This window comes from Flagellimonas lutimaris (assembly GCF_051494225.1).
Classification (GTDB): domain Bacteria; phylum Bacteroidota; class Bacteroidia; order Flavobacteriales; family Flavobacteriaceae; genus Flagellimonas; species Flagellimonas lutimaris_A.
In genome coordinates, this window is sequence record NZ_JBNPYE010000006.1 from 96,153 (window position 1) to 117,107 (window position 20,955).

At 41.0% G+C, this 20,955-nt stretch carries 20 protein-coding genes; 8 read left to right on the top strand and 12 right to left on the bottom strand.

What is annotated here, in order from left to right; genetic code table 11:
* Positions 1–2: 2 nt before the first annotated feature.
* Positions 3–1,526: an aldehyde dehydrogenase (NADP(+)) gene (locus tag ACQQ5U_RS12540; RefSeq protein WP_437398001.1), complete on the bottom strand. Its 1,524-nt coding sequence runs from the start codon at positions 1,524–1,526 to the stop codon at positions 3–5.
* The gene (locus tag ACQQ5U_RS12545; protein ID WP_437398003.1) at positions 1,523–2,446 is read right to left on the bottom strand and encodes a dihydrodipicolinate synthase family protein; all 924 of its coding nucleotides are present in this window, start codon (positions 2,444–2,446) and stop codon (positions 1,523–1,525) included. Before ACQQ5U_RS12545 ends, ACQQ5U_RS12540 begins: the two co-directional genes overlap by 4 nt.
* 135 nt (positions 2,447–2,581) lie before the next feature.
* On the opposite strand from ACQQ5U_RS12545, the gene ACQQ5U_RS12550 reads away from it, so the two are divergent.
* A complete protein-coding gene (locus ACQQ5U_RS12550) occupies positions 2,582–3,424 on the top strand; it encodes an AraC family transcriptional regulator (protein ID WP_437398005.1) in 843 nt (280 codons plus the stop codon).
* Positions 3,425–3,495: 71 nt separating this feature from the next.
* Entirely contained in the window at positions 3,496–4,872 is a 1,377-nt protein-coding gene (locus tag ACQQ5U_RS12555) for an exonuclease domain-containing protein (RefSeq protein ID WP_437398006.1), read from the top strand.
* 60 nt (positions 4,873–4,932) lie between these two features.
* Here ACQQ5U_RS12555 and aceA read toward each other — a convergent pair whose 3' ends face one another.
* On the bottom strand, positions 4,933–6,213 hold the full coding sequence (gene aceA, locus ACQQ5U_RS12560; RefSeq protein ID WP_437398007.1) for an isocitrate lyase: 1,281 nt from the start codon (positions 6,211–6,213) through the stop codon (positions 4,933–4,935).
* 82 nt (positions 6,214–6,295) lie between these two features.
* Complete coding sequence (gene aceB, locus ACQQ5U_RS12565; RefSeq protein ID WP_437398009.1) at positions 6,296–7,894, bottom strand: malate synthase A; 1,599 nt, start codon at positions 7,892–7,894, stop codon at positions 6,296–6,298.
* 127 nt (positions 7,895–8,021) lie between these two features.
* Between aceB and ACQQ5U_RS12570 the strand changes: the two genes are divergently transcribed.
* Positions 8,022–9,497: a helix-turn-helix domain-containing protein gene (locus tag ACQQ5U_RS12570; protein WP_437398011.1), complete on the top strand. Its 1,476-nt coding sequence runs from the start codon at positions 8,022–8,024 to the stop codon at positions 9,495–9,497.
* A 1-nt stretch (position 9,498) separates the two neighbouring features.
* Here ACQQ5U_RS12570 and ACQQ5U_RS12575 read toward each other — a convergent pair whose 3' ends face one another.
* The 3 genes from ACQQ5U_RS12575 to ACQQ5U_RS12585 form a co-directional block, all read right to left on the bottom strand.
* Positions 9,499–10,275, bottom strand: a complete 777-nt coding sequence (locus ACQQ5U_RS12575) for an aldose 1-epimerase (protein ID WP_437398013.1) — start codon at positions 10,273–10,275, stop codon at positions 9,499–9,501.
* The gene (locus tag ACQQ5U_RS12580; protein WP_437398015.1) at positions 10,275–11,573 is read right to left on the bottom strand and encodes a M20/M25/M40 family metallo-hydrolase; all 1,299 of its coding nucleotides are present in this window, start codon (positions 11,571–11,573) and stop codon (positions 10,275–10,277) included. The genes ACQQ5U_RS12575 and ACQQ5U_RS12580 overlap by 1 nt, the downstream gene beginning before the upstream one ends.
* 66 nt (positions 11,574–11,639) lie before the next feature.
* Complete coding sequence (locus tag ACQQ5U_RS12585) at positions 11,640–12,881, bottom strand: ABC transporter permease (RefSeq protein ID WP_437398017.1); 1,242 nt, start codon at positions 12,879–12,881, stop codon at positions 11,640–11,642.
* Between the two features lie 3 nt (positions 12,882–12,884).
* On the opposite strand from ACQQ5U_RS12585, the gene ACQQ5U_RS12590 reads away from it, so the two are divergent.
* A complete protein-coding gene (locus tag ACQQ5U_RS12590; RefSeq protein ID WP_437398019.1) occupies positions 12,885–14,108 on the top strand; it encodes an exo-beta-N-acetylmuramidase NamZ family protein in 1,224 nt (407 codons plus the stop codon).
* A 146-nt stretch (positions 14,109–14,254) separates the two neighbouring features.
* Here ACQQ5U_RS12590 and ACQQ5U_RS12595 read toward each other — a convergent pair whose 3' ends face one another.
* Both ACQQ5U_RS12595 and ACQQ5U_RS12600 read right to left on the bottom strand, forming a co-directional pair.
* Positions 14,255–15,085, bottom strand: a complete 831-nt coding sequence (locus ACQQ5U_RS12595; RefSeq protein WP_437398020.1) for a sterol desaturase family protein — start codon at positions 15,083–15,085, stop codon at positions 14,255–14,257.
* A gap of 21 nt (positions 15,086–15,106) precedes the next feature.
* A complete protein-coding gene (locus ACQQ5U_RS12600; RefSeq protein ID WP_437398021.1) occupies positions 15,107–15,601 on the bottom strand; it encodes a YkgJ family cysteine cluster protein in 495 nt (164 codons plus the stop codon).
* A 73-nt stretch (positions 15,602–15,674) separates the two neighbouring features.
* Between ACQQ5U_RS12600 and ACQQ5U_RS12605 the strand changes: the two genes are divergently transcribed.
* Both ACQQ5U_RS12605 and ACQQ5U_RS12610 read left to right on the top strand, forming a co-directional pair.
* Positions 15,675–16,385, top strand: coding sequence for a class I SAM-dependent methyltransferase (locus ACQQ5U_RS12605; protein ID WP_437398023.1), 711 nt, complete (start codon positions 15,675–15,677; stop codon positions 16,383–16,385).
* A gap of 41 nt (positions 16,386–16,426) precedes the next feature.
* On the top strand, positions 16,427–17,221 hold the full coding sequence (locus ACQQ5U_RS12610; protein ID WP_437398025.1) for a hypothetical protein: 795 nt from the start codon (positions 16,427–16,429) through the stop codon (positions 17,219–17,221).
* Positions 17,222–17,230: 9 nt separating this feature from the next.
* Here the strand turns inward: ACQQ5U_RS12610 and ACQQ5U_RS12615 are convergent, their stop codons facing one another.
* Together ACQQ5U_RS12615 and ACQQ5U_RS12620 are read right to left on the bottom strand one after the other, a co-directional pair.
* Positions 17,231–17,863, bottom strand: a complete 633-nt coding sequence (locus tag ACQQ5U_RS12615; RefSeq protein ID WP_437398027.1) for a 7-carboxy-7-deazaguanine synthase QueE — start codon at positions 17,861–17,863, stop codon at positions 17,231–17,233.
* A 32-nt stretch (positions 17,864–17,895) separates the two neighbouring features.
* Positions 17,896–18,348: a RidA family protein gene (locus ACQQ5U_RS12620; RefSeq protein ID WP_437398029.1), complete on the bottom strand. Its 453-nt coding sequence runs from the start codon at positions 18,346–18,348 to the stop codon at positions 17,896–17,898.
* A 56-nt stretch (positions 18,349–18,404) separates the two neighbouring features.
* Between ACQQ5U_RS12620 and ACQQ5U_RS12625 the strand changes: the two genes are divergently transcribed.
* Positions 18,405–19,913: a helicase HerA-like domain-containing protein gene (locus ACQQ5U_RS12625; RefSeq protein ID WP_437398031.1), complete on the top strand. Its 1,509-nt coding sequence runs from the start codon at positions 18,405–18,407 to the stop codon at positions 19,911–19,913.
* A 5-nt stretch (positions 19,914–19,918) separates the two neighbouring features.
* Positions 19,919–20,467, top strand: coding sequence for a hypothetical protein (locus ACQQ5U_RS12630; protein ID WP_437398033.1), 549 nt, complete (start codon positions 19,919–19,921; stop codon positions 20,465–20,467).
* Between the two features lie 11 nt (positions 20,468–20,478).
* On the opposite strand, the gene ACQQ5U_RS12635 is transcribed toward ACQQ5U_RS12630, so the two are convergent.
* The gene (locus tag ACQQ5U_RS12635; RefSeq protein ID WP_437398035.1) at positions 20,479–20,901 is read right to left on the bottom strand and encodes a winged helix-turn-helix transcriptional regulator; all 423 of its coding nucleotides are present in this window, start codon (positions 20,899–20,901) and stop codon (positions 20,479–20,481) included.
* Positions 20,902–20,955 lie beyond the last annotated feature (54 nt).

Below are 20,955 nucleotides of genomic sequence, written 5' to 3' on the forward strand. Positions count from 1 at the left end.
CGCTATTTTTTTAAATGATCCGGCAATAATTCCATTGGAAAGGATTGATAACTAATAGGTCTTACCCATCGTTTTATGGAATGAGTCCCTACTGCTGTAAATCTAGAATCCGTAGATGCCGGGTAAGGTCCTCCATGTTGCATGGAAGGGCATACCTCCACACCCGTCGGCACTCCATTATAGATAATCCTTCCTACTCTATTCTGAAGAGATTCCACGATCTCTGCCAGATTTAAATCATCATCCTTTTCCGCAATCAGTGTTCCTGTCAATTGACCTTCCAATCCATCAATAATCTGAATGAGCTCCGTTTCATCCTTACATTGAACCACCATTGAAAAGGGTCCAAAAACTTCTTGGTGCATTTTCGGGTTTTTCAAAAATGCTTCGCCTGATACGCTGGCAATAATTGAAGCTGCATCATTAGGTTCCAAATCACCTTTGTATTCGCCAACTACCTCTACGCCATCTTGCGAGATGACATCCTCGCCTTTTTTCTGATATCCTTTCTTTATGTTCGGGTGGAGCATAGTCTGCGGGGCAATGGCAATGGTTTCTTTGGCCAATTCTTGAATAAAACCCTCTGTATCATCAGTTTTCACTGTTAACAAGAGTCCTGGATTTGTACAAAATTGACCTGTACCCAAAGTAATGGAACCTGCATAGGTTTTTGCCAGTTCACTTCCTCGTTTAGAAATGGCATTTGCTGTCATAATCACCGGGTTTATACTTCCCATTTCTGCAAAAACAGGTATAGGTTCATCCCGTTTGGCAGCAAGGTCAAAAAGGGCTCTTCCTCCGCCAATACTACCGGTAAAACCAACAGCCTTAACTTTTGGATGGTTCACCAAATCCACTCCTGCCTGTACATTCCCGTTAATACTGGAAAAAACGCCTTTTGGCATTCCTGTTTTTTCGGCCGCCTTTACAATGGCCAAAGCCACTAACTCATTAGTTCCCGCGTGCATTGGATGACCCTTTACAATCACCGGACAGCCCGCAGCCAAGGCACTTGCGGTATCTCCCCCAGCCGTAGAATAGGCCAATGGAAAATTACTTGCACCAAAAACGGCCACGGGGCCCAATGGAATCATTGTTTTTCTCAAATCATCCTTTGGCATTGGTTTTCTATCGGGTTGGGCGGCATCAAAAGTGTTTTCGCGCCAATCATCGTTGACCACCAGTTCGGCAAAGGAGCGCAACTGAAAAACGGTTCTACCCCGTTCTCCGATGGCTCGCCCTTCCGGCAATCCGGATTCCAACATGTACATATCCACGAGCTCCCTGTCCAAAGCCAATATTTCATCAGCAATGGAATTCAAAAAATCTGCTCTTTGTTTGCCCGGGATATTTCTGAATGTTTTAAATGCTGTCCAAGCAAGTTCAGCAGCTGTGTCAATTTCATCTTTTGTGGCCTCAAGGAACACCGTTGGGTTCTCTACATTCTCCTTTGGATTTATCGTTCTGAACTCTACAGATCCATTAGCCTTAAATTGTCCACCAATACAGTTTTTACCTGTAATCATACTACGCTATTTATGTTTTTATACTCCGGAAGTTGCGGTCTATTCTTCATTGCAGTCTCAATCACCTTTAAAACTCTCTCCCGTTCTGCACCCTGCAAAGGCAATCGAGGAGCGCGTACATTTTCGGTTCCGATTCCAGTGGCAACCTCAGCCAATTTTATATTTTGAACCAATTGTGGGCTAATGTCCAACTCCAATAGTGGCATAAACCATCTATAAATCTTGAGGGCTTCTTCTATTCTTCCTGCTTTTACCAGCTCGTAAATAGCAACGGTCTCTGCTGGATAAGCACAAACTAACCCAGCTACCCAACCAACTGCTCCAATGACCAAGCTTTCCAATCCGAGCGTATCCACTCCCGTAAAAACTTTTATTCTGTCACCGAATTTGTTTTGAATTCTAATCACATTGGTTATATCTCGAGTAGATTCCTTTATGGCTTGAATGTTGTCACACTCAAGTAATTCTTCCATCATGTCCAAGGTGACCTCAATCTTGTAATCTACAGGATTGTTGTACAGCATAATGGGCAATGAAGTGCTGTTTGCTACAGCTTTAAAATAAGCAACGGTTTCGTAATCTGTTGATTTGTAACGCATGGGTGGTAGCAACATTAACCCATTTGCACCAACCTTTTCGGCCTGTTGAGCCGCTTCAATAGCGCCCTTTGTGCTCTGTTCGGCCACATTCATAATAACCGGAATCTTACCATCTGTTAATTCCAAGGACTTCCTGATCAAAGCCTCTTTCTCATCTTGCTCCAAGGTACTTGCCTCTCCCAAAGTACCTCCAAGGATTATACCGTGTACCCCGGCATCAATTTGTGCCTTGATGTTCTTTTCGAACATTGCAAGGTCCAATGTATCATCACTTGTAAACTTAGTTGTTACAGCAGGCATTACGCCCTCCCATTTTATCATAATCTTGTTAAATTATTTCTACCTAAAATTACGAAGAGCACCACACTATCTTTTATACAATTATTAGCCTATTATAATACTATATTACCTTAATTTAGCCATGCATTCATTTTTTTAAATAATTTAGGCTCATATATGAAGGTACTCCCCTTTAAAATACCCAAACCCAAAAATGAGGCTCTCGTATATCAAATAGATCGGGAACAGGTATTTTATGACCAACTGCACCAACATGGAGAGATCCAAATAAGCTATGTGGAAAAAGGGGCTGGCTCTCTTATTGTTGGAGACAGTATTAATGAGTATAAAGCAGGAGATATTCTGGTGATTGGAAGTTTTATTCCCCACGTGTTCCGAAACGACACTCGAATCAAAGAAGAATCTTTGATGCACACCCTTTTTTTTGACCAAGATTCCTTTGGAAAAGGTTTTTTCCAGCTCACGGACCTATCATCTATTCAAAATTTCTTTGATAAATCAGAATTCGGGATGTTGATTCATTCTAGGAAAAGAAATATAATCCCCTTGTTCCATGCACTGTCCCATCAAAACAAAGTAGAGCAAATTGCATCGCTGTTGATGATCATCAATCAAATCAACAAATCCAAAACCACCCCGCTCTCTTCTTTTGTTTATCGTAAAAACTTTACGGATGATGAGGGAAAACGAATGAGCAAGGTTTATGATTATGTAATGGAACGCTATCAAGACCCCATTACTTTGGATGAAATAGCAGAAAAGGCCAATATGAGCAAAAATGCTTTTTGTAGATACTTTAAAAAACGAACAAACAAGACCTTTTTTCAGTTTTTAATCGAAATACGCATCGAAAACGCCTGCAAACTTATTATTAAAAACCCGGAATTGGCCATTGCCGTTATTGCTGAGCAATGTGGTTTTAACAACATTGCCAATTTCAACCGCAAGTTTAAGGCGTTCAAACATTGCACGCCAACGCAATACCGAAATCAATTTTAGTGTAAGGGCAGTTTGCTTTTGGATGCTGAAAACTTTATCCATAATTTCAATCTCTATTCGTAAATCATAGTTTGTACACCATAATTGACATAGAAACCACAGGTAACGGAATCAAAGGAAACAAGATTACCGAGATTTCCATTTTTAAATATGATGGTGGTCAAATTGTGGACGAATTCACTTCCTTGGTGAATCCACAAAGCCCCATTCCCTACTTTATTACCGGACTCACTGGGATTGATGACCAAATGGTACAAAATGCACCTGTATTTCACGAGATAGCCGATACCATACAAAGTATTACGGAAGGCTGCATTTTTGTGGCCCATTCCGTCAATTTCGATTATGGTGTCATTAAAGAAGAATTTCGACAAATTGGAATTGATTTTACGCGAAAAAAACTCTGTACGGTGCGCTTATCACGTCAACTAATACCCGGGTTACGTTCTTACAGTTTGGGAAAATTGTGTTCTGCAGTTCAAATTCCATTGGTGGACCGTCACCGTGCTAGAGGAGATGCACACGCCACCGTGCTTTTATTTGAACAGCTTTTGAATAAACCTGAATCAGAAGACGTATTCAAAAAGTTTTTGAATGCCCGAAGCCAAGAAGCCACTCTTCCGCCCCACTTGCCAAAATCTGTATTTGATAGCATTCCCCAAAAACCGGGCATCTATTATTTTATGGACCAAAAAGGGGAGATTATTTATGTGGGGAAAGCCATCAACCTTAAAAAAAGGGTGCTTGGACATTTTTACGATAAAAGCCGCAAAGAAATACAAATGTGCAGCGAAACGGCCAATATTGATTTTAAGTTGGCCGGCAGTGAACTGGTGGCCCTATTAATGGAATCCGCTGAAATAAAAAGACTGTTCCCTCCCTATAACAGGGCACAAAAAAGAACAGGACGGCAATATGCCATTTTTGCTTACGAAGACCGAAATGGAGTTATGCACCTTGCTTACAATACCATTAAAGGTGTTCCCACCCCCTTAAAGATTTTCCATAATCAAACAGCATGTAGAAGCTATCTCGAAGAAATCTGCAAAAGTTTTTCGCTCTGTCCACGATACTGTCATTTGCAACAAACCAATGCAGCCTGCTCCCATCATGAAATAAATACCTGTGAAGGGATTTGTAGAGGAAAAGAAGCCGTGGAGGATTACAATCAAAAAGTTGACAAGGCCATTGACCATATGAAAATACTGGCATCAGAAATTCGCATTATCAAGGAAAAAGGTAGAGATGCGAATGAAAGTGCGGTGGTATTAATAGCCGATGGTATTTACAAAGGTTTTGGTTTTATTGATACCGATATTGAAATATCCACCCTAGAAGATGTGGAAGCTTTTATCACGCCTCAAAAACATACGGTTGAAACCGAAAGTATTTTAACTCAGTATCTTTTGAAGCATTCTGAAACCATGGTTTTGGACGTCTCCGTATAAAAAATGCCCCCATAAGGGGGCACTTCCTATGAACAAATAACTACAGGTTGAAAAAATATGCTATTTGAACTGAGCAGTTTCGGTACTATCTTTCATAGCCATGGTACTTGCTTTACCTGCGGTAACTACATTCTGAACCATATCAAAATAGGTTGTACCCACAAAACCTTGGTGTTTTACGGCTTTGAAACCATCTTTTTGTAAAGCAAACTCTCGCTCTTGCAATTCGGAGTAACCGGCCATTCCTCTTTCTTTATATGATTTTGAAAGCTCGAACATACTTGTGTTCAAAGCATGGAAACCCGCAAGAGTAATAAACTGGAACTTATAGCCCATGGCTGCCAGTTCTTCCCGAAAACTTTCCATTTCCTTTACACTCAATTTGGCCGCCCAATTGAACGATGGTGAGCAGTTATAGGCCAACATTTTATTTGGATATTTACTATGGATACCCTCTGCGAATTTCCTTGCCTGCTCCAAATCCGGGTTGGAGGTTTCCAACCATATAAGGTCGGCAAATGGCGCATAGCTAAGTCCGCGATCAATTCCTTGTTCCAAACCATTTTTTACATAAAAGAATCCTTCGTGAGAGCGTTCCCCTGTTAAAAATTTATGATCACGGGGATCAATATCGCTGGTCAATAAATTGGCCGCATCGGCATCCGTACGAGCAATAATAATCGTCGGAACACCCATTACATCGGCTGCCAATCGCGCAGCAATCAATTTATTGATAGCTTCTTGGGTAGGTACCAATACCTTTCCCCCAAGATGGCCACATTTCTTGGCCGAACTCAACTGGTCTTCAAAGTGAACTCCGGATGCGCCGTTTTCAATCATGGATTTCATCAACTCATAGGCATTTAGATTACCTCCAAAACCTGCTTCGGCATCGGCCACAATGGGAACCAAATAATCCTTTTTTTCTTTGATGCCGTTCACGGTTTGTATTTGATCGGCACGCAAAAGGGCATTGTTGATTCGCTTTACCACCATAGGTACACTATTGGCCGGATAAAGGGACTGATCAGGGTACATTTCAGCGGATAAATTGGCATCTGCGGCCACTTGCCATCCACTAAGGTAAATGGCATCTAAACCGGCCTCAACTTCCTGTATGGCCTGGTTGCCCGTTAAAGCTCCCAAACCGGCCACAAAATCCTGGGCATTAAGCTTGCTCCAAAGCTTTTCCGCTCCCATTCTTGCAATGGAATGGTCTATCTCATAAGATCCACGAAGTTTGATCACTTCTTCGGCAGTATATGGACGCTCCACACTTTTCCAACGTGGGTTAACGGTCCAATCTGTTACCAATGCTTGAATTTTCTCCTTTTTTTCCATAATTTTATAATTCGAAATTTGACTTGAATCCCATGTAATGTTCGCGCATTCTTGGGATTTTTTTATTGATTCTACTTTTGGATTAGATTTCCCGGTACGCTTTCGTGGTCAGGAACTCTTCAAATTCGTTGGTCCTAACGAGCTTATCGAACAAAGCTGTGGCTTCATCAAATTTGGTGTTGTGTATATTGCCCTCGCCCACCAAGTGCCTTATTTTGGCGATTTCTTCATCCAACAACGAACGATAAAGCTCGTCCGAGAGTTTTCTGCCATCGTCCAGTCTGACATTGAACTTGAGCCATTGCCAAATCTGTGTTCTCGAAATCTCGGCCGTAGCCGCATCTTCCATTAAATTATTGATGGCCACACAACCATTGCCCCTCAACCAAGACTCCAAATACATGATTCCAACGGAAATGTTTTTACGGATACCATTTTCCGTAACAGTCCCCGAGGGAACGGTTATCAAATCAGCAGCGGTTATCCTATCATCTTCCCTTAGCTTATCCAGCTGATTCGGCTGTGGCATATACTTGTCAAAAATATCCTTGGCAATTTTTACCAGACCAGGGTGTGCCACCCATGTTCCATCATGACCATTTTTTACTTCCCGTTCTTTATCCAACCGCACTTTTTCCAATGCTTTTTCATTGGCGACGGGATTGTTGTTTATGGGAATCTGGGCTGCCATTCCGCCCATGGCATGAATACCTCTTTTATGACATCGCTGTATCACCAATTTTGAATAGGCATCCATAAAGGGTACCGTCATGGTCACTTGGTCCCTATCCGGCAAGATGTACTCGGAATGGTTCTTAAATTTTTTGATATAGGAAAATATATAATCCCATCTTCCACAGTTCAAACCAACAATATGGTTCTTTAATTCGTAGATAATCTCATCCAATTGAAAACTGGCCGTAATGGTTTCAATTAAAACGGTCGCTTTGTATGTACCCACTGGAATTCCAACATACTCTTCCGCAAAAGTCATCACCTCGTTCCACCATCTGGCTTCCAAGTAGTGCTCCAACTTGGGCAAATAAAAATAAGGTGCAGATTTTCTACTCCTCAAGGTTTCGGTATTGTGGAACACATATAAACCAAAATCCACCAAACTGCCCGACGCCTCCTCGCCATTGATCAAAAGGTGTCTTTCATTCAAATGCAGCCCCCTGGGTCTCACCAACAAAACAGCCACCTCATCATTTAGTTTGTAATCTTTACCTTTTCTGGAATCGTGATAGGTAATCGTCCTTTTGTTGGCATCAATCAGATTCTGTTGCCCTTGCATACAGTTGTACCAAGATGGCGCATTGCTGTCCTCAAAATCTGCCATAAAAGTCTTGGCCCCGGAATTCAATGCATTGATCACCATTTTCCGATCAACGGGGCCTGTAATCTCGACCCTTCTGTCCTGCAAGTCCTCAGGGATGCCCTTTACTTTCCAATTGGCAGTACGGGTCTGCTCCGTTTCTTGAGGAAAGTCAGGAAAAACACCCAGATCAAATTGAACTTGTCTCTTAGTCCTTTCTTCCAGCAGCTGTAATCTGGACCTGTTGAACTTTTGATGCAGGGCAATCAAAAATTCCAAAGCACGGTCCGTCAACAGTTCTGGATAATAGTTCTCTACCTCTTTTGCAAACTGCAATTTTGTATTGGTCAATAATGCTTCTTCCATAGTACATTTTAATTTGTTCAACAAGTTTAACGCAAACGTTTGAGAAAATCAAGCGAACGTTCGCTTTTTTTATTTAGTTCGCTATTTTTAACAGATTCGCAAAAAAGGCTATCTTTGATCGAGAAAAATGGAAGAAGAATACATCAAATTAATATTTGGGCTCAAGCTCAAGCAGATTCGGACCAAAAGAAAGCTTTCCCTTTTTGGCTTATCCAAGCTATCCGGACTTTCAAAATCATATTTAAATGAGATTGAAAAAGGAAAGAAATATCCCAAAACGGACAAGATTGCCCTCTTGGCAGAAAAACTGGAAGTGCCCTATGACAGCATGGTCTCCCTAAAACTGGACAAGAACCTTGCTCCTGTCGGTGAGCTGTTAAAATCTAAAGTATTGAAAGAATTGCCTTTGGATTTGTTCGGCATTAAGGAAAGTGACCTTATCGATATTGTTGCAAATGCCCCGACCAAAGTCAATGCATTTATCGGTACCATAATCGAGATTGCCAAGCATTACAATTTTGGCAAGGAGAATTTTTATTTGGCTTCTTTGCGTTCCTTTCAGGAGGCCAGCAATAATTTCTTTCCAGAGTTGGAGGAAGCGGTCCTGAATTTTTCCAAGGCATATCAGATTAAATTAAAAAAAACGGTAAGCTCGATAGAACTGGAAGAGATTTTGGTAGAGGAATACGGGTATACCATTAACAATGATGTACTTACCAAATACAAGGAACTCGATAAGCTTCGCTCCATATTTGTTCCAAAAACAAAAACGCTCTTGGTGGCCCACCATATTGATGAAGCTCAACGAGCATTTATCTATGCCAAAGAGATAGGTTATAATTATCTGAACATAGAAGAACGGCTATACACTTTTACTTGGATCAAATTCAACAACTTTGATCAAGTACTGAACAATTTTTACGCCTCTTATTTTGCGGGTGCCTTGGTAATACCGCGAGAATCGATCAAAAAAAACATAGATTCATTTTTGTCCAAGCCTAAATTTGACAAGACCTTTTTGGCAGGCATCAAGAACAACTACAATGCTTCACCCGAATCGCTGTACCAACGTTTGACCAATATTCTGCCCAATGATTATCAGTTGGAGAATCTCTTCTTCCTTAGATTGAGCCATAAAGGAGGTAGTAACCATTTTGAAATCACCAAAGAACTGCACCTTACCCACCAACATTCTCCACATGGGAATGAAACCAATGAAAAATATTGTCGCCGCTGGGTGGCCATTCGGGTGCTGCAAGACATAGCAAAGAGTTCGGATGAGCACCTGATGGATGTGCAAATTTCCCACTACCCCAATGATGGCCTTTCTTATCTTATTTTTTCCAGTGCCACCGCGGACCCTTTTAAAAAAGATGAATACCGAAGTGTGAGCCTTGGCCTATTGATCAATACTGAACTAAAAAAGAAAGTAAAGTTTTTGGACGACCCCAGTATCAAAACCTACGATGTTGGCGTTACCTGTGAACGATGCGCCATTAGTGATTGTGAAGTAAGGCAATCCGCCCCTACCGTATTGAAAAGGCAACAACAATACCTGAAAACAGAAGCTGTTGTAGATGAATTACAAAAAAAATTCAGTTAATCTATGCTTTGGGTTTTAGGGTAACTTGAAAATTGGCCTCACCTTCCAATTGCTGAAATCCTTTGTACAGATCGGCCTGATCAACAGCATAAGGATAAAACGATATTGGCTCTATGCATACCATGTTCCTCACCTCGGTCCAGCACATAAAATTTCCAAATCCTTCGGTCTCTATGGTGATTTCTTTCTCACCTTTTAATGTGATTGAACTACAATCCGCAATTTGAAGCGCTCGACTGCCCACCGCCAAAACCTCATCCAAGGAAAGCTCTTTCCCCTTGGCCAGAATTACAGGGGACTTTGAGTACAGCTTAAAAGCGGGGTGGTATCCCAACATAAAGGGCATTCCCTGCTCACCGGTAATCCTAAAATTGATCTCCAAAGCATCATCCGTAAGCAAAAACGATTTTTCAAACCTAAAATCATATGGCCATGTCAGTGCCTCTTCCGTAGATTTTTCTGGGAATTTTGAATTGCTAATTTCAGTTCCTGATTGGTATTGCTTTGCAAAGGTCGCCGAAGTATCTGTTTGAGACTCCAACCGATATTCCATTTGACGCAAATGCCCGTGCTGGTCTTGAACAGCATCTCCTTTTGGTGTTTTTACCCGGAATCCTGCCTCTTTTACCGGACCAATAATGGGAAACATTTCCGTGTCGGCACTTCCCCAACCAGGACTTCCCTTTTGGTGTATATATTCATGTGCATTGGCCACATAGCTGACCAACTCACCTTCTTCAATCTTTACAGTGACATTATCACTTTTAAGTACAACCATTATTTTGTGTTTATCAATCGGTAAATCAGAATTGCAGTACGTTTGGTCAATTCTTCGATGGTATTCAGGTTGACAGTTTCTTGTGGCGTATGGGCATTGGACCCCATGGTGCCCAATCCGTCCAATCCATCTACATATTGGGCAACAAAGGAAACATCGGCAGCCCCTCTTCTTCCCGGGTCGTATGCCAGAACTTCGCCCTGTTTCAAATCCAAGCTTACTTCGTTCAAAGTACTCAACAATTTAAGGTTACCTTCTGTAGGCTGCATGGCCGGGTAGCTATCCGTAAAACTGACCGTAGCTGAAGTTTTAGGAAGATTATTGGCAACTATTTCCCTCATTTTGGTTCTAGCACGTTCTTTTTGTTCCTCGGATATAAATCGAAGCCCACCTTTAACCACCGCTTTTTGGGCAACAACATTGGTCTTTCCGAAAGCGTCTCCTTTGCTGGTAAGTTCATCATAATTTACAAAAGTGCCTCCAAGCAAAACACCAGGGTTGAAGGTCAATAAATCTTCTCCTTTAACATCTGTATAAAACTCATGAAGAATTCGGGACATCTCAAAAATAGCACCGGCACCTGTTCCTTCACTAAAAATTCCAGAGGAATGGGCACGTTTTCCCTCAACTTCTACTGCCCATCCTGAAGCACCCCTTCTGGCAACAGTCGCATAGTTAAAACCTGTGGAAGTTTCAAAACCTAGGGCAATGTCACTTCGTTTGGCAGCATCTATCAAATCCTTTCTACTTATGGACAAAGGTTTACCTGTACTCTCTTCATCACCTGTAAATGCCACTATAATCTGTGCATCATCCAACAAACCATTATCCGATAAAGCTTTAAGGGCATAAAGCACAATTACATCACCACCTTTCATATCGTTACCTCCCGGTGCATGGGCGATGCTGTCGTTTACCATTTCAAAAGTTTGAAAAGGGCTGTGCTCTTCAAAAACAGTATCCAAATGACCAATGAGCAATAGCTTTTTTCCTTTTGTTCCTGAAGTCTCGGCAAACAAATGACCGGAACGGTTCATTTCCTTGGGCATTTCTATCCATGTGGTCTCAAAACCGATATCATCAAAGGCATCTTTAAAAACCATGCCCACTTTTTCAACGCCTTCGGCATTTAAAGTCCCACTATTAATGTTCACCACCTTTTCTAAAAAACCGATGGCTTCGGCATTGTTTTTTTCAATGGTGGAAACAATCTTTTTTTCGGTTCTCGATAGTTTCTGCGCGGATACAGATGCAGTAAGGATTAAAGCAACTAAGGTTGAGTATTGTTTAAAATTCATGGTGGGTTATTTTGTGCGCCAAGTTATCAATTATAGATTGATAAACCCAGTAACAACCCACAATTTCTACTCGAATTGGATAGCCTTTACCGGAGTGATTTTGGTTATGATATAGGACGGTACCAAAAGCATCAGCAAACAAAGAAACATAACCCCTAAATTTAAAAGTAAGATTGTCGTCAAATCCATGTGTACCGGAATATAGTCTATATAATATTCCTCTGGATTCGGAAACTTGAACATTCGATATTTATCCTGAAGAAATATGACACCAAGTCCTATTAAGTTGCCCCAAAAAAGCCCAATAGCGATCAAATAGGCCGCATTGTACAAAAACACCTTTCGGATGCTCCAATTGGCAGATCCCAATGCTTTTAAGATGCCTATCATTTGGGTACGTTCCAAAATCAAAACCAACAACGCGGTAATCATATTGATACCTCCCACGATGACCATAATACCAATGATCAAGGCAATATTAAAATCAAAAAGACCTATCCATTCAAAAATTCGGAAGTATTTACTTTTGATGTTTTGGGTATCCAAATTCGACAGCGTCTTATTATAGATCTCATTGCTCTTTTCATCAATCTGGTCAAAGTCATCCAAAAAGACCTCGAAGTTCCCAATTTGGTTTTCCTCCCATTTGTTCATACGTTGGATATGGCGAATATCTACAAAGACGTAGGTTTCATCAAACTCTTCAAAACCGCTATCATATACACCTACAATTTCGAACCTACGATTATTGGGTGGTTTGGAAGCATCCCCATCCCGAAGAAAAAAGGAAAAGAAGGTATCGCCCACCTTTAACTGCAACCTATTGGCCATTAAACTGGAGACAAGCACCTCTTCGTTGAGTTTTCCGCTGTAATCGGGTAACCTACCCTCGACCAAATATTCTTCAAAAGTACTCCAGTCGTAATCGGTGCCCACTCCTTTGGCCAGCATTCCCTCAAAAGTATCGGCTGTACGGATAATCCCTCCTTTGGTAGCCACAGCCTGCACATGCTTCACCCCTTCCACATCTTTAAAATCGGGGTAAAAATCCTGCTTTATGGAAACCGGCATCAAGGAAACCTCGGAGTTATTGTTATCGAAATTGGAAATTTGGATATGGCCGTTAAATGCAGCTACTTTTTCGCGTATCTTATTTTTAAGACCCACGCCGGTGGCAATGGCAATAAGCATCATCACCACACCGATTGCAATCGCGGCAATGGCAATTTTTATTATCGGGGCGGAAATACTAATTTTATGTTCCTTCCCTGTAACAAGGCGTTTGGCAATAAATAATTCTAAATTCAACGAATGCCCATTTTATCTAGATTCAAAAGTACAGTTTTATTGTTGTTTTTGGTGTTTTCCTCATGCAAGGGACAGCAAAAAGAAACGATTTCAGCTTCTGATACCAAAGCTGAGGCACCTGCCCCCATAAAAGTGGCGGCTAACCGAACCGAGGTTTATCTCCCGATTTTACAAGGTAAAAAAGTAGGCGTAGTGGCCAACCCCACAAGTGTTATTTTTAGTGAAAATGGCACTACTCATTTGGTAGACTCCTTACTTTCTGAAGGCATAGATGTAAAGCAAGTATTTGCTCCAGAACACGGGTTTCGGGGTACCGCAGATGCTGGGGAACATGTAAAAGATGGAGTGGACACTCAAACAGGTCTGCCAATCATTTCACTTTATGGCAAGAATAGAAAACCTTCCAAAGAACAGCTGAGTGGATTGGATGTCGTTGTTTTTGACATTCAAGATGTGGGGGTTCGATTCTATACGTTTATTGCCACATTGCAACTGGTAATGGAAACTTGTGCTGAAAACAATACCCCGATAATTGTCTTGGACAGACCCAATCCTAACGGGCATTATGTGGATGGCCCTACGATGATGCAAGAACACACCAGCTATTTGGGTATGAACACAATTCCACTTGTTTATGGCATGACCATGGGTGAATATGCGCAACTATTGAATGGCGAAGGATGGTTGGAAAATGGCAACCATGCTGATTTAACCGTAATAGAGTTAGAAAACTATACCCACGATTCTGAATATCATTTACCTATACGCCCCTCACCAAACCTGCCCAACGACACTTCAATCACACTTTATCCAAGCCTAGGATTATTTGAAGGCACTAATGTAAATGCTGGACGCGGCACTGAGTTTCAGTTTCAACGCTACGGGGCATCGTTCATGGATAGCACCCAATATGATTTTAGCTATGTGTCCAAACCCAATTTTGGCTCCAAATATCCAAAAGAAGAGGGCAAAACCTGCTATGGCCGCGACCTGTCCAAAACTCCAAGAATGAACGAGGTGACCATGCAATGGATCATTGACGCCTACAATAACACCTTGGACAAGTCCAAATTCTTTTTAACCGATGGATTCACCAAACACGCAGGCACTCCCCTGCTTCAACAGCAGATTGAGGATGGGATGACCAATGATGAAATCAAGGCCACTTGGGATGATGACTTGAAACGCTTCAAAAAAATTAGGGCGAAGTATTTAATCTATGATTGATTTATTGGCTGACACAAATTAATCGGATTTTTACGGAGCATAAATATCTCATTTGGAGCGTTTATCCTGAGTGGAGTCAAGGAAAAAGCGAAAAATCTAAGCAGATTCGTAGATTCAGATTTTTCATGTTCGTTCGAAATGACCACTTAACCCTCTGTAGTGGGTCTACGATATTTATGAAAAGGTTGTTTCAACAAACCTTTGATACTACTGTTCTCCTTTTCGTCGGGAAAGGTATCGACCCCATACACAATATCTTTGGGATCCATTGACATAAAGGTGCCGAACAGCCTATCCCAAATTGAGAAAATATTTCCATAATTGGAATCGGTATAGGGTAATTGATAATGGTGGTGCACTTTGTGCATATCCGGACTTACTATGAACCAACTAATGGCATTGTCGACTTTCTTGGGCAATCGAATATTGGCATGATTGAACTGTGAAAACACCACGGACAAACTTTGGTACAACATAATAATACCTATGGGCGCTCCAACAATGACAACACCGGCCAAAGTGAACGCATATCTAATCAAACTTTCTAAAGGGTGATGTCTATTGGCCGTTGTCGTGTCCACATTATGATCGGAATGGTGAACCAAATGAACCATCCATAACGGTTTTACTTTGTGCTCTACCCAATGCGCCGCATAGGCTCCAATCAAATCCAACAACATTACACCCAAAATCACGTAGAGCCATAAAGGCATCTCGGGCAGCCAGTTAATAATTCCAAATCGGCTCTCGATTGCCCAATCGGAAGATTTCAGCAATAGAAACGCTAATGGAAAATTGATAATGATCGTTGTCAATGTTAAAAAGAAATTGGGAACTGAATGTCTCCATTTTTTGTATGGTACGTTGAATAAGGGCACCATACCTTCCAAAATCCAAAAAAAAGTGATTCCTCCCACCAAAATTAGACTACGGTGCCACGAAGGAATGGTCTCGAAATATGAAATTAGTTGTTCCATTCCCTCAAATATAGCAAATCATTAAAATTTGATAGCTTTTTTCATTTCTTCCACAATATTAAATGCCGCAGGACAAATAGCTACATTCTTCAAGGTAAGGTTGGTAATCTGTTGGAATTTTTTTCGGTCCGTATGGGGAAACTCACGACAGGCTTTTGGCCGGACATCATAAATGGAACAATAATTATCATCCCCTAAAAAGGTGCAAGGAACTGATTTTAGCACATAATCTTTTTCTTCATCCACCCGTAAATATTCATCAATGAATTGGGAGGGTTTCATTCTAAAAAATTTGGCAATCCTTTCAATATCTGCATTGGTGAACAACGGACCTGTAGTTTTACAACAATTGGCACAGGTTAGGCAGTCGGTTCTTTCAAACTCGGCCTCGTGCAATTCTTGCATGGTGTAGTCAAGGTCTTTGGGAGGACGCTTTTTTAACTTGGAAAAGAATTTTTTATTCTCGGAATGTTTCTCCCTGGCCTTTTGCGGTAAATCCCTGAGTATTTCATCCATAGGGTACAAACTTATCCATTTTAAACCTTTCAATGCAATTAAAGTCCGACCTTTGCAAAAACAATTCTAAACGATGGCAGATGTTTTTGGAATGGCCCTACTGGACTACGAAAAAGGGCACTATACAGAGGATATAAAAACCTATTCATCTTTAGATGAAGAAGATGTTATCCCTATTCCCTATTTATTTCGCAGGTATGATGAAATGCCAAAAATCGAACAAAAAGCGCTCCAATTGGCACATGGAAAAGTATTGGACATTGGTGCCGGGGCAGGAAGCCATGCGTTGTACCTTCAAAATAAAGGGATTGAGGTCACAGCCTTGGATAATTCTGAAGGATGCATTGCCGTTTGTGAGAAAAGAGGAGTCCAATCTACCATTTTAAGTGAAATTTTGGGCTATTCAGGAGAAAAATATGACACCTTGCTTTTACTGATGAATGGTATTGGACTGGCAGGAAAACTGAACAATTTAAGTCGTTTTTTACAACATTTGGCCTCATTATTGCGGTTAAATGGTCAAATTTTATTGGATTCCAGCGATATCATCTATATGTTTGAACAAGACGAAGATGGCGGATACTGGATTCCAAACGATGGAACTTATTACGGCGAAGTAGCTTTTACCATGGAGTACAAAGGCAAAAAAAGCAAACCTTTTGATTGGATTTATGTAGATTTCAACACTTTGCAAAACGCCTGTGAATCCAATGGTCTTAATTGCGAACGTGTAATATCCGGTGAGCATTACGACTATTTAGTCAAGCTTACGTTAAAAGAATAATAGATTCCAATATGGAACGTTCTATTATAGACAATAATGTTATGAAAAAAATTGCGCTTTATACCCTGTTTAGTTTTGGACTACTGTTAAGTTGCTCCAAAGATTCTGATGTTACCTCTTCAGGTTCCAATACAAATCTCAAAGCTGGAAATCTATTGACCACTGGTTCGTCGGCCAGGGACTTATTATCCAATGACAATTACGACAAGATTTTGATTGAGATTGACTACGTAACAGGTTTTGCCCCAACTGCTGGAGCTATTGCCAATTTTGAAGACTTTTTATTAACAAGAACTTTCAAAGAAACCATTGAGTTTAAATATTCAGCTCTAACCTCCCCTAATGAGGAAACCTTGACCTTGGAAGAGGTTGTCGATTTAGAAAGCGAGAACAGAGACGAGTACAACGATGGCTCCACTTTGGCTGTTCATATTTATTTTGCCGATGCACCGGCTGATACCGACGATGAAAGCGAAGGTCTCGTTACCTTAGGGGCTGTTTATCGTAATACTTCGATGGTTATTTACGAGTCTACTATACAAGATATGGCCAATAGGAGTACCATTACTACCGAAGAAATTGAAACAGCTACTTTATTACATGAATTTGGTCATTTGTTTGGATTGGTAAACTTGGCAACCGAATCCGTGAACGAGCACGAAGATGTAGAAGCGGAAAACCATTGCAATGTTGATGGTTGTTTAATGCGTGCCGAACTTCAATTTGGAGGGTCTCTTTTAAAGCAGATGGAAAAAAATGTCTCCAAGGGCCTAGCTTCTATTCCTGATTTTGACGCCGAATGTATTTTGGACCTTCAGAAATATGGGGGGCGATAATCCTATTGCTTAAGGGATATTCAAGTACTTATGGGTCTGTAGGGAAACCTTCCATTTCGGATGTTTCATTACGTAATCTACAATTTGTGGAACCATTTTATCTCGTACACTCCATTCCGGTTGCAGATAAAGGATACAATCCTCACCCACTTGAGCGGCCTGTTCTTCAGCAAAAATAAAATCGTGCTTATTATAAACGATAACCTTCAGCTCATTGGCCTTTTTATAAATATCCCCTTCAGGAAGTTTATTCTTTTTGGGCGATAGACAAATCCAATCCCAGGTTCCTGTCAAAGGATAGGCCCCGGAAGTTTCAATATGAATCGTCATGTTTTTGGCCTTGAGACCTTGAGTCAATGGTCCCATTTCCCAAGTAAGGGGTTCACCTCCGGTAATCACGATGGTATCGGAATATTTTTCGGCATTTTCCACAATGCTGTCAATGGATGTTGGAGGATGCGTTTCCGCATTCCAACTTTCTTTTACATCGCACCAATGGCAACCCACATCACATCCACCTACTCTTATAAAATAAGCGGCTGTACCTTTGTGGTAGCCTTCCCCTTGAATGGTATAAAATTCTTCCATGAGGGGCAGCATCAAGCCCTTTCCCACCAAATCCATTACATTTTCTTCTACCATGATGCAAAGATAATCCACTTCAATGGTTTCACCTACTTTACAGCAATAACATCTATTTCGATATTACCGTTGGCTGCAATGCCTTTGGCCGCAAAAGTGGTTCTGGCCGGTTTTTTAGTAAAATATTGGGTGTAAACTTCATTGAAAGCGGAAAAATATTGAATATCGCTAAGAATTACTGTGCATTTTACTACATTATCCAAGGTCATTCCATGCTGAGCCAGCACTTCCTCAATGTTTTTTATGGCTTGTTCCGTTTCAGCTTGAATTCCTCCTTCAACTAGTGTTCGAGTGGTATGGTCCATCCCTATTTGCCCGGCCAAAAAGTACATGTTGCCCGCCTGTACCACATCACTAAAAGGGGCATTTTGCTTTTTTGGCTCGTGTGATTTATGGAAAATAATATCCGTACTTTCTTGTGCATAGGAAGTGGCCATCACCCCACTCATCAAAATGGACAACAGTGCATAGTGAAAAGGTTTCATAATCTCATTTTTAGTTTTGCTTAAAATTACCCTATTTTTATCGCAAATTGAACGCGATGGGCAACAAAGAAAAATTCTTTGAGCATATAGAACAAGGGTACGCCATGAAGGGCGATTTCATTACCGTGGGCGCAGGAATGTTGGATGGTGAAACCATGACCAATGCCTACATTAAAATCCCTCTAAAAACAATGAATCGCCATGGGCTTATCGCCGGCGCTACGGGAACGGGTAAAACAAAAACTCTTCAGGTATTGGCCGAAAACCTATCCGACAAGGGAATTCCTGTGTTGCTCATGGACCTAAAAGGTGACCTTAGCGGTATTGCCCAACCCAGTCCTGGTCACCCAAAAATTGATGAACGCCAAGAAAAAATAGGCCTCCCTTTTGAGGCAAAAGGTTTTCCAGTGGAAATTATGTCCCTCTCGGAACAAGACGGAGTTCGCTTACGAGCTACTGTTTCCGAGTTTGGGCCAGTTTTACTTTCCAGAATCTTGGACCTTAGTGTTACCCAAGAAGGTATTGTTGCCGTGGTTTTTAAATATTGTGACGACAACAAACTTCCGCTTCTTGACCTAAATGATTTTAAAAAGGTATTGCAATATGCCACGGGGGAAGGAAAAGAGGAGTTCCGAAAGGAATACGGTCGTATTTCCACAAGTTCTACCGGTACCATTTTAAGGAAAATCATTGAATTGGAACAGCAAGGTGCAGATTTGTTCTTTGGTGAAAAATCCTTTGATGTGGATGATTTGGTTCGGATTGATGAAAATGGACGTGGTTACGTGAACATTATCCGTTTGACAGATATCCAAGACCGTCCAAAATTGTTCTCCACATTTATGTTGAGCCTTTTGGCCGAGATTTATTCCACTTTTCCCGAACAAGGAGATAGTGACAGACCGGAATTGGTCTTGTTCATAGACGAGGCCCACCTTATTTTTGACAATGCCAGCAAGGCACTTTTGGACCAAATTGAAAGTATCGTAAAATTGATTCGCTCCAAAGGAATAGGACTTTACTTTGTAACCCAAAACCCTACCGATGTACCGGATGATGTTCTGGCCCAGTTAGGATTGAAAGTGCAACATGCACTCCGTGCGTTTACGGCCAAGGACAGAAAAGCAATTAAGCTTACAGCACAGAACTACCCTATTTCGGAATTCTATGATACCGCCGAAGTACTTACCTCATTGGGAACCGGTGAGGCCCTAATATCCGCTTTGGACGAAAAGGGACGCCCAACACCCTTGGCTGCTACCATGATGCGTGCTCCCATGAGCCGAATGGATATTTTGAGCGATTCCGAAATCAAGGAGGTATTGGACAAGTCCAAACTGATTAAAAAATATAATGAGGAAATCGATCGTGAGAGTGCCTACGAAATCCTCACCGAAAAAATTGAAAAAGCTGAAAAAGAAGCCGAAAAGGAAAAAGAAGTAAAATCAACAAGCCGAAGGTCATCAAGCCGAAGGAGCACCCGAATGAACCCTGTTGTCAAAGTATTGACAAGCGCTACGTTTATAAGAGGAGTTTTGGGAGTACTAAAAAAAGTGATTCGATAATTTATATGAAAAAGACAACTAAAATAATAGCCTTAATTTTCGGCATTACGTTAATCCATTCTTGTAAAAAGGATACTAGATTTTTAATTACAGAAAGCAGTGTTGGTCCATTGACCCAAACCACTACCGTAAGTGAAATGGAATCCACTTTTGTACAAGATTCCGTTGTAGGAGACACGGCCCAAATTAATTTAGGTATTTCCCCTAAAAAAATTGAGGTTTATGAAAAAGGCGGTAAACACCTTTTAACGCTTAAGGCAAACTCCGACAGTATTCCAACCATCGAGAATGTAAGGATTATGGATCCGCGTTATGTTTCAGAAAAAGGTGTTGGACTACAAAGCACGTTTAAGGATATTCAGAACAATTACGATATCAAAAAAATTGTGACCACCTTGAACAGCATTGTAGTTTTCCCAAAGGGAAGCAATCTTTACTTTACCATTGACAAGGAGGAGCTACCAGAGAATTTAAGATTTTCAACTTCGGATATTGAAGCGGTTCAAATACCGGACGATGCCAAAATCAAATACCTGATGTTGGGCTGGGAATAATTTCCTTGGCATTAAATCAAACCGTATTTTTCCCGATTAGCCATTACTTTTGGGCTGTTATCGTGCATCCATTCGGTAAGTTCCAGCAATTTTTCCACATAAGATTGTCCAAATTCGGTAAGGCTATATTCCACCCGAATCGGTACTTCGGGGTAGGCCTTACGTTCAATGTAACCGTCAGCTTCAAGAACCTTTAAGCGTTGGCTCAATACCTTATTTGATATGCCGTAGACGTATTTTTTAAGTTTGTTGAACCTAAGAACTGGAAAATAGCTTAACCAAAGTAAGATCAAAACACTCCATTGATCAGAAGCCACTGACATTACATCTCGAACGGGGCACAGTTCGGGCGGGTTCTTGTAATCGATATGCCCAAACATTTTTTCTATTTTTTTTACCGTTCTAACTTTCTGATTATCAGTAATAGTTTCCATATATACACTTAGTTTTCAATAAGCTACTTCTTTTCTTTTCTAAAATGAATATGT